The 16,790-nt window shown below is 56.5% G+C and carries 13 protein-coding genes; all 13 read right to left on the bottom strand.

All coding sequences use genetic code 11. The features are described 5' to 3' along the window. Positions 1-68 precede the first annotated feature (68 nt). Positions 69-1,274 carry a type II secretion system F family protein gene (locus tag K365_RS0119955; RefSeq protein WP_024336001.1) on the bottom strand — a complete coding sequence of 402 codons (1,206 nt, stop codon included), beginning with the start codon at positions 1,272-1,274 and terminating at the stop codon, positions 69-71. A 15-nt stretch (positions 1,275-1,289) separates the two neighbouring features. Then, complete coding sequence (locus K365_RS0119950) at positions 1,290-2,939, bottom strand: GspE/PulE family protein (RefSeq protein ID WP_024336000.1); 1,650 nt, start codon at positions 2,937-2,939, stop codon at positions 1,290-1,292. A gap of 5 nt (positions 2,940-2,944) precedes the next feature. Beyond that, positions 2,945-4,105, bottom strand: coding sequence for a type IV pilus twitching motility protein PilT (locus K365_RS0119945; protein WP_024335999.1), 1,161 nt, complete (start codon positions 4,103-4,105; stop codon positions 2,945-2,947). Further along, positions 4,102-6,030, bottom strand: coding sequence for a type II secretion system protein GspD (locus K365_RS0119940; protein WP_024335998.1), 1,929 nt, complete (start codon positions 6,028-6,030; stop codon positions 4,102-4,104). The genes K365_RS0119945 and K365_RS0119940 overlap by 4 nt, the downstream gene beginning before the upstream one ends. Then, the gene (locus K365_RS0119935; protein WP_024335997.1) at positions 6,027-6,383 is read right to left on the bottom strand and encodes a hypothetical protein; all 357 of its coding nucleotides are present in this window, start codon (positions 6,381-6,383) and stop codon (positions 6,027-6,029) included. Before K365_RS0119935 ends, K365_RS0119940 begins: the two co-directional genes overlap by 4 nt. 21 nt (positions 6,384-6,404) lie before the next feature. Next, positions 6,405-6,947: a type 4a pilus biogenesis protein PilO gene (gene pilO, locus K365_RS0119930; RefSeq protein WP_024335996.1), complete on the bottom strand. Its 543-nt coding sequence runs from the start codon at positions 6,945-6,947 to the stop codon at positions 6,405-6,407. Further along, the gene (locus K365_RS0119925; RefSeq protein WP_156887755.1) at positions 6,944-8,455 is read right to left on the bottom strand and encodes a type IV pilus biogenesis protein PilM; all 1,512 of its coding nucleotides are present in this window, start codon (positions 8,453-8,455) and stop codon (positions 6,944-6,946) included. The genes pilO and K365_RS0119925 overlap by 4 nt, the downstream gene beginning before the upstream one ends. A 10-nt stretch (positions 8,456-8,465) precedes the next feature. Further along, positions 8,466-10,445: a prepilin-type N-terminal cleavage/methylation domain-containing protein gene (locus tag K365_RS0119920; protein ID WP_024335994.1), complete on the bottom strand. Its 1,980-nt coding sequence runs from the start codon at positions 10,443-10,445 to the stop codon at positions 8,466-8,468. A 142-nt stretch (positions 10,446-10,587) separates the two neighbouring features. Next, positions 10,588-11,697, bottom strand: coding sequence for a type II secretion system protein (locus K365_RS0119915; protein WP_024335993.1), 1,110 nt, complete (start codon positions 11,695-11,697; stop codon positions 10,588-10,590). Between the two features lie 192 nt (positions 11,698-11,889). Then, positions 11,890-12,096, bottom strand: coding sequence for a hypothetical protein (locus K365_RS0119910; RefSeq protein ID WP_024335992.1), 207 nt, complete (start codon positions 12,094-12,096; stop codon positions 11,890-11,892). A 626-nt stretch (positions 12,097-12,722) separates the two neighbouring features. After that, positions 12,723-14,114, bottom strand: coding sequence for an ABC transporter ATP-binding protein/permease (locus K365_RS0119900; RefSeq protein WP_024335990.1), 1,392 nt, complete (start codon positions 14,112-14,114; stop codon positions 12,723-12,725). Next, a complete protein-coding gene (locus K365_RS28300) occupies positions 14,104-14,268 on the bottom strand; it encodes a hypothetical protein (protein WP_169432969.1) in 165 nt (54 codons plus the stop codon). The genes K365_RS0119900 and K365_RS28300 overlap by 11 nt, the downstream gene beginning before the upstream one ends. Before the next feature lie 123 nt (positions 14,269-14,391). Next, complete coding sequence (locus K365_RS0119890) at positions 14,392-16,782, bottom strand: efflux RND transporter permease subunit (protein WP_051147875.1); 2,391 nt, start codon at positions 16,780-16,782, stop codon at positions 14,392-14,394. Between the last annotated feature and the right edge of the window lie 8 nt (positions 16,783-16,790).

The raw sequence follows: 16,790 nt of genomic DNA, 5'->3' as shown, positions 1-16,790 counted from the left end.
GTTCTCCCTATGTGGTGTTATCGTTTCATGTTTTCCGTGCCCCGGACATATCGGCCCGGCAAACTGTTTCATGTCGCCTGTCCGTAGAGACTGAGCATGCCCGCCACCAGCCCCCAGGCCACATATCCCACCAGACCACCCAGAATCAGGATCAGGGCCGGTTCGATCAGGGAGGTCATCCGGGCGATTTTGTTGACCAGGATATTTTCGTGCAGATCAGCGGTGGTGGACATGGCCTGGTCCATCAGCCCGGTTTCCTCTCCGATTTTGATCATGGCTGCGGCCATGGGGGTGAAAAACCGCTGCTTTTCCAAGGCCGAGGACAGGTTATCTCCGGCCGTCACCTGCTGGGTCATCCGCTGGATCAGATCCCGGACTTCGAGATTTGAAATGGTGGCTCCCACCGATTTCAACGCATCCATCAGGGTGATGCCGCTGCCCAGCAGTGAGGCAAAGGTTCTGGCAAACTGGACAATGACCCCGTACCTCATCACCGGGCCCACCACGGGCAGGTATATTTTGTACCGGTCGATATACCGGCGGGTGGTGTCTGTGGCCATCACCAGGATGGATGTGCCGGTCAGGATGAGGCCCCCCAGCAGAATCTTTCCGAAGTTATCTGTCAGTAGATCCGCTGTATCCAGCAGAAACTGGGTGTTAGGGGGCAGTGCCCTTCCCTGGAGCAGCACCGAAAACTGGGGAATGACAAATCCCACCAGAAACGCCACTACCGCCAGGGACACCACCAGAACAATGGCGGGATAGATCAGGGCCAGAAGCATCCGGGTCCGGAGCGCGGCCCGCTTTTCCAGATCATCGGAGATCCGCTCAATGACCACATCCAGAATACCGCCCAGTTCCCCGGCCCGGATCATTCCGGTCAAGGTGGGTGGAAAGGTCTTCGGGTGTTTGGTAAACGCGTCGCTCATCGGGGTTCCTCCTTCGATATCGGTTTTTACTTGAAGCAGAATCCGTTTCATTTTCCGGGTTTCAGCCTGGTTCTGGAGAATACCGATGGATTCGGAAATACTGACATTGGCGTGGATCAGTGAAGAAAACATCCGGAAAAAAAGAATGCGTTCCCTGGTTTTGACCGGAAATCCGATGTCAAATTTTCTGATCGAGGCATCAGCCTCTGCCAGCTCAAACAGGTTCTGGACAATATGGCCTTCCGCCTTGAGCCATCTGGAGGCGACTCCTTCATCGGGTGCGGTGATGGTATTTTTGATCCGGGTACCGTCTGGAGCGATGGCAGTATATCTGTAAATCGGCATTTAATTCACCTTTTGTCATTCCATTGTGATACGTATGATTTCTTCGGGCGTGGTGAGTCCCTGCCGGATCTTTTGGATCCCTTCCTGCCGCATGGTGGTATAGGCGGTATGTTCCAGTGCCCAGGTCCTGATTTCGTCAAATGTGGCCCGGTCCATGATCATATGCCGGATCTGTTCATCCACGCCCAGCAGTTCGAAAATGCCTATACGTCCCTGGTATCCCAGGGTGCAGTGTTCGCACCCTGTTCCCTGCCGGATGTCAAAAGCGGTTTCTTCCCCAAGGCCGAGCATGGCCAGTTCGGTCCGGGAAACCGGCCGGGACACGGCGCAGGCCGGGCAGGTTTTCCGGGCCAGCCGCTGGCCCAGCACCATCCTTACCGATGCCGCCACCAGGAAAGGCTCGGCCCCCATGTCGATCATCCGGTTAAAGGCGCTGGGGGCATCGTTGGTGTGTAGGGTGGACAGCACCAGATGGCCGGTGACCGCTGCCCGGAGGGCGATGTTCAGGGTTTCCGCATCCCGGATTTCCCCCACCATGATGATGTCCGGGTCCTGGCGCAGAATGGCCCGCAGGGCCGAAGCAAAGGTGATTTTTTCACCGGAATCCACCTGGGTCTGGTTCACCCCCCGGACCGTCAGTTCCACCGGGTCCTCGATGGTGGTGATATTGGTGTGTTCGCTTCTGAGGGTCTGGATGGCTCCGTACAGGGTGGTGGATTTTCCCGATCCGGTGGGGCCGGTGACCAGAATGATACCGTGGGGGGCCTTGAGGCTGCCGGAAAAGGCGGCGAGCATGTCCGGCGGCATGCCCAGAGTTTCCAGGCCGATGCGCACGTCATGGGGGGGCAGCAACCGCAGTACCGCTTTTTCCCCGTGGATGACGGGCAGGGTGCTCATCCGCACATTGACCCCGTCCATGGAAAGATCCAGCAGCCGGGGTGTGAAATAAAACGCACCATCCTGGGGTTTTCGTCTTTCTGAAATGTCCAGCCCCCCCAGCACCTTGATACGTGAAATCAGTTTTCCGGCGGTTTCCGCAGGGAGAGTCTCAGTTTTTTTCATGACGCCGTCAATCCGGAAGCGGATGATCAGTTCATTTTTTTCCGGCTCCACGTGCACGTCCGAGGCTCCGGCATTGATGGCCCGGACCATGATTTTTTCAAACAGCTCGATGATGAAGGTGGTGTTGCCCTCTGCGGTCAATGATTCCGCCCGGATGGTAGTGTCAAAATCCCTGCTGTAGTAATGGTTCTGGAGCTGGGTAATCTTTTCCGGGGAGGTCAGTACCAGCTTGACCTGGCGCTGGGCCAGGCGGGAGATGTTTTGCAGCACGGCTTTGGGGACCGGGCCGGAACAGGCCAGCAGCAGTTCATTTCTGTTTCCCAGTGCCACGGGAAGCACCCCGGTTTTCTGGCACATTTTCTGGGGGATCATCGGTATCACCGCTGGCTGGATATCGGTCACAGCGTCTGACATCAGGGGTATCCCCAGAAATCCGGACAGTTCCGAAAGCAGGGTTTCCGGTGTCAGAAGTCCTTCCTTGACCACGGTCCGGCCGATCCGGTCTCTGGTGATTTTCTGCCGGTTCAGGGACTGGGTCAACTGGTCCTTGGTCAGCACGGACCGGTTGACCAGGTATTCGCCGAATCGTTCGTTTCTTGCCATAATATCTACCTGTTAAACCAGTTTTTTTTGGGGGGTGGTAAACATTCCATATTCGTTTCCCGGGCCTTTGACAGCCGGTCCTTCATCAGGTTCGAATTTTTGGCTGCAGCAATGGCAGCCTCCGTTGTGATTTTTCCCTCGTTCACCAGCTTGAGAAGGCACTGTTCCATGGTGACCATGCCGTCATTCAGGCCGGTTTCGATGGAAGAATAGATCATGTCATCCTTTCCCTGGCGGATGAGGTTGGAAATTCCCGGTGTGGAAAACATGATCTCCACACCGGGAAGCCGTCCTGTGTCGGATATGTTGGGGAGGAGCCGCTGAGAAATGACGGCTCTGAGGATGGAAGCCAGCTGTTGACGGATCTGGCTCTGCTCTCCGGCAGGGAAGGCACCCACAAGACGGTTGATGGTGGAAACACAGTCCCTGGAGTGGAGGGTGGAAAACACCAGGTGACCGGTTTCCGCCGCCATGATGGCGGTGCGCATGGTTTCAAGATCCCGCATCTCCCCCACCAGGATCACATCGGGGTCGGCCCGCAGGGCGTCCCGCAACGCCTCTGAAAACGACGGAACGTCGGAAAACAGCTCCCGCTGGTTGATGATGCTTTTGTTGTTGAAATGAAGATATTCGATGGGATCTTCGATGGTAATGATGTTCAGTGCCCGGTTGGCATTGATTTCGTGAATCACCGTGGCTAGGGTGGTGGATTTGCCCGAACCGGTAGCACCGGTCACCAGTACCAGCCCGTCCCGGATATAGGGCAGCCGGGACAGGCTTTGGGGCAGGCCCAGGCTGGAAAAGGTGGGAATGCCCGATGCCAGGAGCCGGAACACTGCAGACAAAGCCCCCCGCTGGTAATAGACCGCTACCCTGAACCGCCCCACACCGTCGATACTGATGGCAAAATCCACGGAGCGTTTTTTTTTGAGTACCTCCCGGTAGCGCTGGGTGAGAACCGAGTCCATGAGGGCTTTGATCTCTTCACCGGAACATGGTCGGTGGTTTTTCAGGGCCTCGATGTTTCCCTTGACCCGCACCATGGGGGGCATGCCGGCAGACAGGTGAAGGTCTGAGGCGTTCAGGCGCAGGGTTTCTCGGAACAGCCGGGTAATATCGGACGGGCTGGTTTCCGGGGACGGGATGTTTGTGATTGCAAGGCTCATTTGTTTTCCTCTTCGGTCATTCCGGGGGCCGGATCTGACAGCAGGGTGTCCCGCTGTTCCAGGACCGCCGGGTTGGAACTTTGCCGGTCCAGGAACCGGCGGGTTTCAGCACCGGCATATCCCGGATGGGTGATGATGTGGGGGGTCAGGACAATGACGGTTTCCGTCTTTTTTTTGGTTCTGTTTTCCTGCCGGAACAAAAAACCCAGCACCGGTATGTCTCCCAGGATCGGGACCTTTTTGATGCCGTCATCGACGGTCTCCCGGATGATGCCTCCCAGGGCGATGGTCTGGCCGGATCTGGCCGTAAGAATGGACTTGATCTTGCTTTTGTTCACCCCGTCCAGGGGAAAATTGACGACATTGCCGAAATCGTCACTCAATCCGATGCTGGAGATGCTGTACATGGGGGAGGAGATCTCCGCCTTGATCTCCAGTGTCACGGTGTGGTCCTCGTTAATGAAACTGGACATTTCGATGTCAGTGCCCAGCTCCTCGCGTTTGATATCCACGATAAAGGTGTTCAGGGTGTTGCCGCTGTCCCCGATGGGGATGGTTTCTTTTTTGACATCATCCCGCAGCGGCACCTCCTCTCCCACGAAAAAGTCCACCTTGCTGTTGTTGGCGCTCATCAGAAACGGGGAGGAGATGATGGTGGCCCGGCCCTGGCTTTCGAACAGAGAGATCCTGGCCTGGATATTGTTGAAAGATAACACTGCACCGGCTGCTGTGGAAGAGGCCGGGGTTATCCCATCCATGGTTGAAATGCCGAACCCTTCGGTCACGGTCTGTGTGGGATCAATCCGGCTTTGGACCGGGTTTCCCCCGAAATTGCCGTACTCAAACTGGAAAAAACTTTCAAATTCATCCCCCAATGTGATTTGGAGAATTTTCACTTCCAGGAGTACCTGGCTGGTGGGGGTGTCCAGGATTTCGATGATTTTTGCCATCTCATTGAGCAGGCCTTGATCCAGGGATCTGGCAATGATACTGTTGTTGCGCCTGAAAACCGTGAGAATGGCCAGCAGGGGTTTTTCTCCGGATTTTGCCGACAGACCCGACAGGGTTGTATCCTGAGGCTCAGCCGGCGATTCCGGTTCAGCGGTTCCGGCGTGTGCCGGATTTACGGATTTTTCAAAGGCCGGGTTCATGAAAATGATGCGCTGGGCCGAGGTTTCCAGCCTGGGTCCCTGGTATTCTCCAGAGATTTTTGTTTTTTCTTCCGGGTCGATATGGCCGTAGACCTTTTCATCCTCGATGCGGGACAGGTATACTTCGTGCCCCATCAGGGCCTGGATCAGCTTCGCCATGTCCGCAGCATTGGTGTATTTGATGGAAAAGGCTCGGGTGTGTTCCTTCTGGCGGACCTCGATGTCGTCGATGAATTCGGCCCGTGTCATGAGGGTGATTATGTTGCTGCCTTCCCGGTACCACAGGTCGTTGAGTCGGCAGATGGTTTCCAGGGCGGTCCGCAGGTCGGTGTCCTGCATGAAGATATTTATTTTCAGGTCTTCAATGGTTTTGGTGGGGAGCACGTTGTACCCGCACAGTTCAGTCAGGATCTGGGTGAGTTGCCGGATGGAAATGCCCCTGAGGATCAGGGAAGTGATTTTCTGGGACAGGCCTGCCATGGGCTCTGGCGGCTCCCGGGTTTCAGCCGGAGACGCCAGAAGGGCCTGTCGGGTCGCGTCGTCCACCACCTCTCCCTTTATGATCTTGACGATGGGGGCTTCTGCCTGCGGATAGATGTCCCCCAGGGTGGGGGCCTGTTTTTCGACACCGTCGATCACCACTCTCGTGTTGTAGGGATTGACCGGTTCAGGCACCGGCCCCTTCAGCCCGGTACATCCGGTCACGGCGGTGACGGACAGGATCATCAGGGTGGCCATCCACAGGGCCCCGGTCTGTTTTGCCACACGGATCATCTCAGTTCCACCTCATGGGTGCGGTTATCTTTTGCCTTGAACTTCAGGCCTTTTCTCCGGATCTCTTCAAGGGTGAATTCATGGATCACCCCGTTGAACGGGATGAATATCCGGTCATTTTTCGAATACACGGACGGGTGGTTGTCCCCGTTGATTTCCAGTAGCACCCGCCCGTTGGTGTCTGTGGTAATAAGCCCCATCACCCGGCAACGGGCCAGCGCTGCCGGGTAATCATACAGGTTCACGGATTTTTCCGGGGCATCAAAAGGGCTTCTGGCAGCGCATAATGACGGCAGGACCGCCAGAAGGGACACGGCCAGAAAAAAATGGGTTATATGCTTGGTCACGAGCATGAAATCTCCTTGTTTTTGAATCTAAATGTTTAAAATAAACTTGATTTGCAGCATTCCGGGTTGTCCGGGTGAACGCACCACTGCCAGATCCTGGATTTCCACCGCATCCTCCAGTTCCCGGACGTGGTCCAGAAACATCATCAGTCCCTGAAAGTACCCTTTTAAATCCATTTCAAAGGGAGACCATTTCAAAAATGGCCCCTGGAAAGGCGTTTTGGGGGTGATGGACTGAACCGTGAGGTGGCTGGAATCCATCAGCCGGGTGATCCGGGCAAGCAGTCGGGTGATTTCATCTGGGTTGCCGGTCTTGACCGCGAGGCCACCACTTTGTTTTCTGAGTTCCGCCAATGTTATTTTGTCCTGTTCAATAGTTTTTTCCAGTTGAAACACCGACGGGGTGTCATTGATCTGGTTCAGTTCCCGGACGATTTTGTTGCGCCGGTCCAGGGTTTTCTGGAGCAGCAGGACCTGGGGGTCATAGATATATTTCATGTAGAAAAAGGTGCTGGCGGCGATAAGGGCTGCAGCCAGGCCGAATTTTTCCAGGTTGCTCAGGGGTTTCAAAGAAGGTCCTCCAAAGGGATCAGGGTTTGCACGAACAGTTCAAATGCCAGTTTTCCCGCTTCTGCAGCATGCAGTTTCCGGATCACTGCAGCCCTGCACAAGGGGACATCCTGAAGCGAAGTGGCAAACAGGCTGATGGCGTTCAGGTCATGGGCGTACCCGGTAACGGAAAAGGCGTTCGGGTCCGGTTTTTCCTGGAGAATGGCATCCAGAACCAGGGTAGGGGGCACTGCCCGGGCAACGGCATTGAAAAAAGCGATCAGATGGACCAGTTTTTTGTCTGCCGTGGTCTGGATGTATTCGATCTTGTTCCGGGTATTCCGGATATCGGTTTTTATCTGTTGGGATACGGCCAGAAGCGATTCATACTGGTTGACCTGTTCCTTTTTCTGCTTCAGCTCTAGGGTATAGGTTTTGATTTCCTCCTTGAACACGTTTTCCTGGCGTTTCATGTACTGGTTGTGTCCCAGCAGCCCCAGTCCCACGACACCGGTGGCCACCAGGGGCAGGACATAGGCGTTTTTCCGGATACGGACTACCAGGGGGGCTTTGTCGTGGATGCCGATGTGCCGGTATTCCCGACCGCTCAGTTCTCGGATGGCAGCCCCTGCAGCTGTGCCGAACACGGCATCAGCAGGATCGTCTGCTTTGGCAGTTACTCCAGTGGCCCGGAAGATGCGCAGCGGCACAGCGCCGTGGGGGGCCCTTTCATTGAGATAGGCCACAATCCGGGAAACCGAGGCTCCGGGGCCGGTCAGCACTACGGATTCATGGGCCGGCACCTGGGAAAAGGTGAAGCTGAGGCTGTTCTCCAGGTCGTCGATGGGTTCCCGGCCTTCCAGGCAGGCCTGGATAGTGTCGCTGCTGAAGTTCAGCGTGTTGATCTGGTCAGGATGCCGCCCTTTGAAAATGGCGAAATTGGAGTAATCCGGCCCCACTTCCAGGATGGCCCGTGGGGTGTCGGCACCATCTAAGAGCAGGGGCATAAAAAAAACTGCCTCGGGCGGATAGATGCGCACCAGTCTGAGCCCGGCGGCCCGAAACCGTTCCTTGACAGCCATGTACACATTCCGTTCAATGGCTGAAATGTTCACCAGCAGGTCGCCGGTTTCCTCGTATACGATCTCCCCGGGCACGGACCGGGGCGGGGGCGGTATTTCCACCCCTACCAAGGCATGGGTGCCTGTGATGCCGGTGTAGGGTTCGATCTCCCACTTGGCTGCTTCCGACAGCCGGTACCGGGTCATTTGCGTCACTTTTTTGCGGTCCATGAACAGCTCATTGAACCGGGCGATGGCCGTGACATAAACGGCCTGCTTTCCGGTGTACTTCAATGTCCGGGCCAGCTCCCTGATGGTGTTGATGTCCGGCAGGTCCTCATCAGGCAGCGGGCGTTTCAGGCCGGCGTAATCCCGGATGTGAAACCGGCGGCCTTTTTTTTCCAGGATCACCCCCCGGAGCATATCCCCGGCCACCTCCACCCCCAGTATTTTCTGTGTGACAATCATGGGTAACGGGTCACGAGGCCGGGGTGAAATCATCGGTGTTCACGGTGATGCCGGAAATCACGGTGGATCCGGGTTCTGCAGTGATGTTCAGGACAACAGTCCGGAACAGTTCGCCGATATCGATCTCGCTGTTGCCGTCCGTGTCGTTCCAGAATACCAGGTACCGGGCCCCGGTGAAAATGGGGTCCGGGGTGGTGTCATCATATTTGAAAACAGGAGACCCCATGGACCCGACAGACCAGTCATCGGCAATACCGTCCCCGTTCACGTCAATGAGGGTGTCTGCTGTCCGGGTCTGGGAGGCAATATCCCCCTCTCCCCGGAAAAGTCGGGCTTTGGTGACACCGGCGGTGGCGTTGAGCACCGTAAGGGTGTGCAGGTCCAGATATCCGGGATAAAAATCCCGGGATCGGATCTGCAGATACAGGTTGTCCAGATTTTCAGGCAGGGACGGGTCATAGTCCCCCAGATCCAGGTCCTCCACCGGATCATCCGGGTCCTCCCCGAAATCATAGTCTTGGTCCGGCCCCGGAGACAGCACCATCAGCGCGTCATCAGTTGTGTCATGGAAAAACAGCAGGGTATTGTCCCAGGCATCCGTAAGCTTCTGGCTTTCTCCGTATCCGTCCGGGGTCGGCAGGTACCGGGTGCGCCATCCGATGCCCCAGAGGCTGAACGCAAGGTCGTCTCCGGAATCCACACTGTTGGGAGAGGACGTCCACAATCCCCGGGGCTGGCCTTTGGTATAAGGGGTGCCGTCATTATCTGCTTTATCCCAGTGTCCGTTTTCGGGATGCCACTGAAACAGGTCCGGCAAAGATCCCAGGTCTCCGGTGTACCCGGAGTTCCTGCCGGCGGGTGCCTCGCCGATGACAGCCCGGCGGATCTGGTTCAGAATATTTTGGGTCATCTGGGTTTTTCCCCGTGTCTCTTCTTCAAAAACCGTCTCAAAATCATGGGAATAAATTTTCATCACGATGTTGTCCCGGTTGGCCGGATGGTCAGGAGCATAGTTCTTCCCCATGGTGTCGTCCGCATCCTCGGTCCACACCCGGCCGGTGCAGGTGCCCTTTGAAGGGTAGAACCCGTCATGGTCCGGGCCTTCGGAGATGATCCAGAAAATGGTGGATCCGGGCCGGTCCGGATCTTGTGTGATGAAAAACCGCAAAGACCGGTGCCACCCGTCGGTGAGACGCCCCTCATTGTTCAGGAGCCGGAAGTTTTCCTTGTCATCATAGTGCTCCCCCAGGGAGGCGGCATAATCCCCGTCTTCCCAGGCCTCCCGGGAAAGCCCGGTGTGCCAGCGGGGTTCCAGGGCCAGGTATTGGTCATCGGTTTGGGCGTAATGGTCTGCCGTCTTGGGGTGTTTTTCCACGGGCGGCACCAGGTAAGGGCCTTTCCAGTTTTCTCCTTCCACTTCCCCGGGTGCGGGGTGACCAAGCAGGTCATACGGCAGGTCCTCGGTGAACCGGGTCCACAATCCCCGGGGCTGGCCTTCATTTTCCGTTTCCAGGCCCCCGATATGGTCATTGTTTTCCGGATCATCCGTGAGTCTGCGGTAGGGCCGGTGCCACTGCCATTTTCCGGCAGTGAATGTCCCGGAAGGCCGGAAGAAAACTTTGGCCGGGTCCATGTCATAGGACGGTCCCTGTCCCAGCCCCTGATCCGGATTCGGCCAGGAGAGGCCGGCATAATCGTTGCGCACTTGGGCCCTGGCCTCCCACAGACCGGGAAAGTGTTTCATGTCCCCCACATACCCGCCGATGATCCGGCGGCCCTTGGGGTCATACACCCCGTCCGGTCCCATGACGGCGGCCCGGATTCGGTCCATCTTTTCAAGGGTGATTTGCCGGCGGCGGGCATCATCCATCACCCCGGCCCCGGACCAGGCCATGGCCGTGATCAGGCCCAGGATGAACAGCACGATCATCACTTCCAGCAGGGTGAAGCCGCTGTCGGACCGGTGGATGGGGGTAAAAAGTGAAGTCATGATAACAACTGCCTTGTATTCGGATGTCAGGTTCGGCTCTTCCAGTGGCGCACCCCCGGCGGGACCGGGATGCGCCACTGGAAGAGCGGCGGGGCCGATATCGGCCCCGCCGGGATAAGGGCCGTTTCAGGCCGGTGAAGGGTTAGGGTGTTACTACTGTGCCGATAGTACCGTCGTCATCAATGTCGATGCCCCAGAACTCTTCGTCATCCGCCGGGAACATGTGGCCTTCCGGGCACTGGGTGGCATACTGCCATCTTTCCTGGGCCGAAGCGATGTCAAAGGTCCGGACCTTCAGGTTGTCGTCGTTGTCGGCAATGACATAGCCGTCAGCCGGTTCGTCGTCATAGGCCACGGCCTGCAGTTCTTCCAGACCATCAATTGCGGTGGCGCCAAAACCAAGGCTGGCAATGTCAGCTTCAAACCGGTCGGCAGTGGCTTCCAGACGCGGCAGCACCAGGTTGTAGTCGTTGTAGGTCACGTTGTCGGCATTCTGGATGCCGCCCGGGCAATGGGCCGCGTTGGCCACGATGCCGCCGGTGACCAGGCTGTTTTCCGGACCGAAACCCAGCACGATGCGGCCGAACCAGTCGGGCTCGCCCCAGTTTTTCTCATCCTCGTGCAGATCCCAGTCGGTATCGTTATGACCGATACCCACCATGGCTACGGCAAAGGGGGTCGTGCCGGTATCGGTGGGAACAGTGATCTCTTCCAGGGTCGGGGCCTTGGTGACGGTGGTGGCCAGGGTTACGTCGTTGTTGATTGACTCATCATAGTCATCCTTGAATCCGGAGCCGTCTTCGTTATAGGCATCGTAGGCATTCAGGTTCAGCACCCTGGTGATGCCCATGTTCTTCAGCTCGGCTGCTTCATCGTCATCCAGATAGTGGATGCGGAAGTGGTTTCTTTCCATGAATTCAGAGGCCAGGGTTTCCGGGCCGTTTTCCGGATTATCGTCAGATACCGCCGGGATCTGGTAGGTGTTGTCCGCGGTTTCTTCCACCAGGTTGGTCAGCTTGCTGGGAAACCGGTTGGTCTGTTCGAAAAAGGTGGACATCATGGTGACCATGCGGTTCTGGTTGGAATCGCACACCGTGTCCACGGCAGAGGAGGATATCCCGCCGAGCCGGGGGGCCACCATGGCGATGAGAAACCCCATGACCGTGAGAACCACCAGGATCTCCAGAAGCGAGAAACCGGAACTGTTTTGAATGGGTTTTTTGACCGAATTGGTCGGTTGATCGGTATTCATGTTGTACTTTCTCCTTAATAATAGTTTTCAAGGTTCCAGTACACACAACTCACCCGCAGAGTCTGCTGCACTATTGATTGTCTGTCGATCGATTGAAAACCCTTCCAGCGCGTTGCTGCGACAGGGTGGTGACCGGTCCCGAGTGTTTTACCTCCTTTCTTTTACGGGTTGCATCAAAGCGGCTGTGACATCCTAATGGTTTGAATACGGACCGGTTTGGATATCATAGTCGACCACAAACCTGTAATCTTTTCCGCACCGGATAATGATCTCTTTCTGTTTTTTTTTCAGAAATTTCATTTCGACCTTGAGTTCTCCGAAGCCGTCATGAAGAAAAATTTCACAATAGAGTTCCCTGATTTTATCCAGTATTTGCGCATGTTCCGTTGATAGACTCATGGTAGGGTCTGACATTTCCTTATGTTGGGTTAGGGTTGCCGGCGGATATAAGGTCCGGGGTTCTGCTCCTGAATAGTGAGAAAAAAATGGAATTCATCTAACCTCCGTGCAAAAGGGCGACAGGCGGTGAATCAGTCTGGAAGCGGAATCAAACAGATGTTTCACCGTCTGCCGCCCGGATGAGTGATTAAAGGGTTTGAAACGTTCCGGGGTCAATGATTGTATTTTTTGAAATATCCATGGGGTTGCTGCCTCCTTGATATGATCGGGTCAGAATTTTTTTGACAGGGACAAAACAGCGCCTGTCTGCTTTTATAAGCGCTTATAGTACAGGAAAAAACGTATGTCAATAAAAAATAAGCCAAAGCTAAATTTTTTTGTCTATCCATACAAAATAGGTTTTTTATCCGGTTTTGCTCCCAGGATTCTGAATAGTCCAATAGTGGCATCCTTGACGGCCTGCGCCACCGGGTTCGGATCTCATCCGAATCTTTCTGCCCATAATGCTGACCAGTTTTCTGGAAATGGTCAGCCTCGGTCCGGTGTCCCTCCTTTCGATCTGACGGATCATCCAGTTCATGTTTCGCATCAGGACAATTATTTCGTTTTTATCAGTATCTTCAAAATCAGGCAATCCACCGCCTCTGGATGTTGAACAGGCTGACAGCAAACAGACCGATGCAGAAAACGGCCAGAACTGCCAGGTCCACCAGATACGGCAGGGTATGTTCTCCGCGCACGGCCCCGTGCAGCAGGTCGGCCCCGTAGGTCAAGGGCAGGAAATAGGCAAGTGGTTCCAGGAAAAACGGCAGCGCACTGACGGGAAAAAACAGCCCGCACAAAAAGATCATGGGAAACCGGAAAAAATTGGAAAAGGTCTGGGCCTCGAACACCTCACTGACAGCCACGGCAATGAACAGCCCCATGAATGTGGATGCCACGGAAATCAGAAATACGGCCGGCACCAAAATCCCCCATGCCACCTGTGACAGATCGGTCAACCATACAGCCAGGAAAAGGGGCACCAGGGCGTTGAGTATTCCAAACAGGATCGCCCCGCTGGTCTTGGCCAGCATCAGGATTTCAAAGGAAAGGGGTGCCAGCAGAAGGCGCTCAAAGGAGCGGTTCTTTTTTGCTTCTGTCACATCCACTGCCCGGTCCTCCAGAAACCGCACCAGCGGGCCGACCCGCACCGGGCTGCCGGATGTCACCCGGATCATCCCCTGTTCCGGAAACGCGAATGCCAGGTCCGGGAATGTGCGGTCCAGGGTGTCTGCCAGGTCTTTAGTCCGGCCGATGCAGGTCACTTGCAGTACATGGGTGTCCCGCACGGGCTGAATCAGGTTGTCCACCGTGTCTGTCCGAATTGTTCTGCCGGATACGATGAAGGCGATCCGGTCGCACAACCGCTCGGCCTCTTCAATATAATGGGTGGTCAGAAAAATGGTGGTGCCGTTTTTGTGCAGCGCACGGACCAGCCGGCGCAGCTGCCGGGCGCTGGCCACATCGATGCCGGAGGTGGGTTCATCCAGAAACAGAATGTCCGGCCGGTGGATGATACCGGCGGCAATGGCGAGTTTGCGCCTCATACCCTTGGAATATCCGCCGAATTTCCGGTTTGCGGCCCCGGCAAGGTCAAAGGTGTCCAGCAGTTCCCGGGCCCTGGACTTTCGCTCGGCATTGCCGATGCCATACAGGGCCGCACAGAAGCACAGGTTTCCAAAGCCGGTCAGTTCCGGATACAGATTGCTTTCATCCGGCACCACTCCAATGAGATGCTGGGCGGCCCGGGGATTTTTGGTACAGTCGATGCCGCTGATATGGATGGTGCCGGCATCCGGCCGGGCCAGCCCGGTGAGCATGTTGATGGTGGTGGTCTTACCGGCCCCGTTGGGACCTAAAAACCCGAATAGCTCACCGGACCGGACCTCGAAATCAACGGCCGATACGGCCTGGACCTTGTCAAACCGTTTGGCAAGGCCCTGGGCCTGGATGGCCGGGGACGGGTCAGGAGTCATCCCTGCCCTCTGTCCGGGCTGTGTTGTCAGTGGGACAGGTGCAGGAATGCTGTGCTTCATCCCCATGGCATTTTCTGATCTGTTCCGGGGTGCAGTCTTCCGGACGTCCCTTGAGTTCCACCGGGTTCTGACACCCGCAGGTTTGTTCACACATGGTCATACCTCATCTTTATCTTGACATCTTTTCCAACCAGTCCGTTCCCATCTGGAGATATCCGCCTGATACAGATCACTGCCGCTTTTCAGGTGCTGCTGATCTGGTGCCTGACGGACACGGTCACGGGGTGCGGGAACAGGCAGGTGCCCGGGAAGGGCCGTCCAGGGCTGGTACTGCTTCTTCTCCAAACGGCCGTGCCCAATTCAGCAGCACCGGGACAACAAAATAATCGGCTGCCAGGGCCGCCGCAATACCGGTGGACACCAGGATGCCCATATTGACAAACACATTGGCCGCTGATGCCAGGTAGGCTGAAAAGCACAGGATCAATACCGTGGATGTTAAAAACAGGGCGGTGCCCACGGACAGGAAAACCCGGCAGAAGGTTTCATGGTAGCTGCCGGTGCGCGCAAACTCCAGCCGGCTGTGGCTGATAAAATGGATGGTATCGTCCACGGCCAGGCCCAGCAACATGGGGATCACGGTGACGGTCATCATGTCTAAGGGAATGCCTGCAAACCCCATGATGCCGCCCACGGCCAGGGCAGGGGCGAGGTTGGGAATCATGGCGATCAGGCCGGTCTTCAGGCTGCCGAACACCAGGGACATGAGCACGGTGATTACCCCCAGGGCAATGAACAGAGACTTGATCTGGCCCCGGGTCACATAATCCATCATGACCGTGAACTGGGAGATGGAGCCCACCAGCAGCACCCTGGCATCGGGAAACAGCTCTTCCCCCAGCGCCAGAATCCGGCGCAGTTCCCCGGCCGCTTCCCCGGAATTGTAGTCATCCACCTCCACCATCAGCCGCAGCCGCTGATACTCATAGTCCACCCATTTTTCCGCCTCGGCCCCGCCGGCGTTTTCATACAGCAAAAGCAGCTGGGCGATCATTTCCCGGCTCTCCGGAATGCGGTGGTATGACGGATCCCCGGCATTGACCACCTGGTTCATATCCTTGATGATGTCCAGCAGCGAGCTGACCTTCTTGGTGAGGTGAAAGGACTGCACCTGTGCCACCAGCCGGTCGAATTTTTCCAGATTTTCCGGCTCCCTGGCCGCCCCCGGTTCATCAAACTCCAGGGCCACGCCATAGGAATACAAAGAACCCACAGGGGTCTTTCCGATATAGTCCAGGCGCTCCACATAGGGAATGCCGATACCCATGGTGCGCCGGATGTCAAAGGAGACTTCGAACCGGGAAAACCCAACCAGACAGATGGCCGCGACAACAACAAACACGGTCATGGTGAGCCCGGGCCGGGAGAGCACCCGGCGGCCCAGGTAATGCATGAGCCGGTCCACGGGCCGTCCGCCCGGGTGTCCCGTGATCACCCGGGGTACAATGTCCCTGCCGAAGCTCAGCAGAGCCGGGAGCAGGAAAATGACCAGCACCCAGGTGACCGCCACCAGGCAGGCGGCGGTCAATCCCACCCAGCGGATGGGCCGCAGGGGAATGAAGACAAACGTCAGCATGGCGGCGATGGTGGTCAGGGCACTGAACAACAGGGGCCACCCGGTTTCTTCCACAGCATGGACCAGGGACTGGCGGCGCCGGCCCGTGTACAGGAATTGGCGCGTAAAGAAATTGAAGACATGGATGGAATAGCCGATGGCCAGGGCCAGGCTCAGGAAAACCGGCAGAAAAATCATGGAAGGGTCGCTGCTGATCCCCAGATAACCCTGGACCCCGAAAACCATGACCATGGCACTCACCGCAGTGACCAGGGGAAAGACCACCCCCCGCAAGCTCCGCAGGGACACGGCCAGGATGATCACGGTCAGCACCAGGGAGATGCCCAGGAGTTTCGGGGTTTCCCTGGCGAAAAAATTTCGTTTTTCCACATTGATGACCGGCAGGCCGGTGGTTTTCGGGTTCAGTATCCGGTATTGCTCCTGACCGGCGATCTCATTGACGGTTTGTCCGATGATCAATTCCGGGCTCTGTTCACCCGGGCGGGCCGAAACGTCGGGAAGCGGCTTGAGCCGCAGCATGATCCAGGTATACCGGCCGTCTTCGGACACAATCCGGTTGCGCATGGACGGCTTGGAAAGGGCCAGTTCCCGGATTGTGGCCAGTTCATCCGGAGATGCCGGGATGACCCGGGGCACCAGGTCGATGATTTCCATGCCCTCGTCCGTGCCCAGGGTGAATTCAAAATCGGTCAGGGAAAGCACATCATCGGCATAGGGCACCTTTGCCACCAGTTCCCGTCCCAGGTCCCGGATCCCGGAGAGAATTTTTGGCGTGAACACGTTGTCCGCCTCCACCAGTACGGCACAAAAATCGTCATTGCCGAAGATCTCTTCGAACCGTTCCCGGGTCTGCATCAGTACGTCATCCTCCAGAAACCAGCTTTCCTGGGAAACATCGGATTCCAGCAGCCGCAGCCCGCCGGCGGCCCCGGCCATGACAACAAGGAAAACAATGATGCTCAGCCACCGGAACCTGACAATGATTTCCCCGAGTATTTTAAACCGGGTGTTGATTTTCTGTATATTCATCATAAAACGGA

The organism is Desulfotignum balticum DSM 7044 (genome assembly GCF_000421285.1).
Lineage (GTDB): Bacteria > Desulfobacterota > Desulfobacteria > Desulfobacterales > Desulfobacteraceae > Desulfotignum > Desulfotignum balticum.
This window is presented reverse-complemented; position numbering and strand designations above follow the sequence as displayed.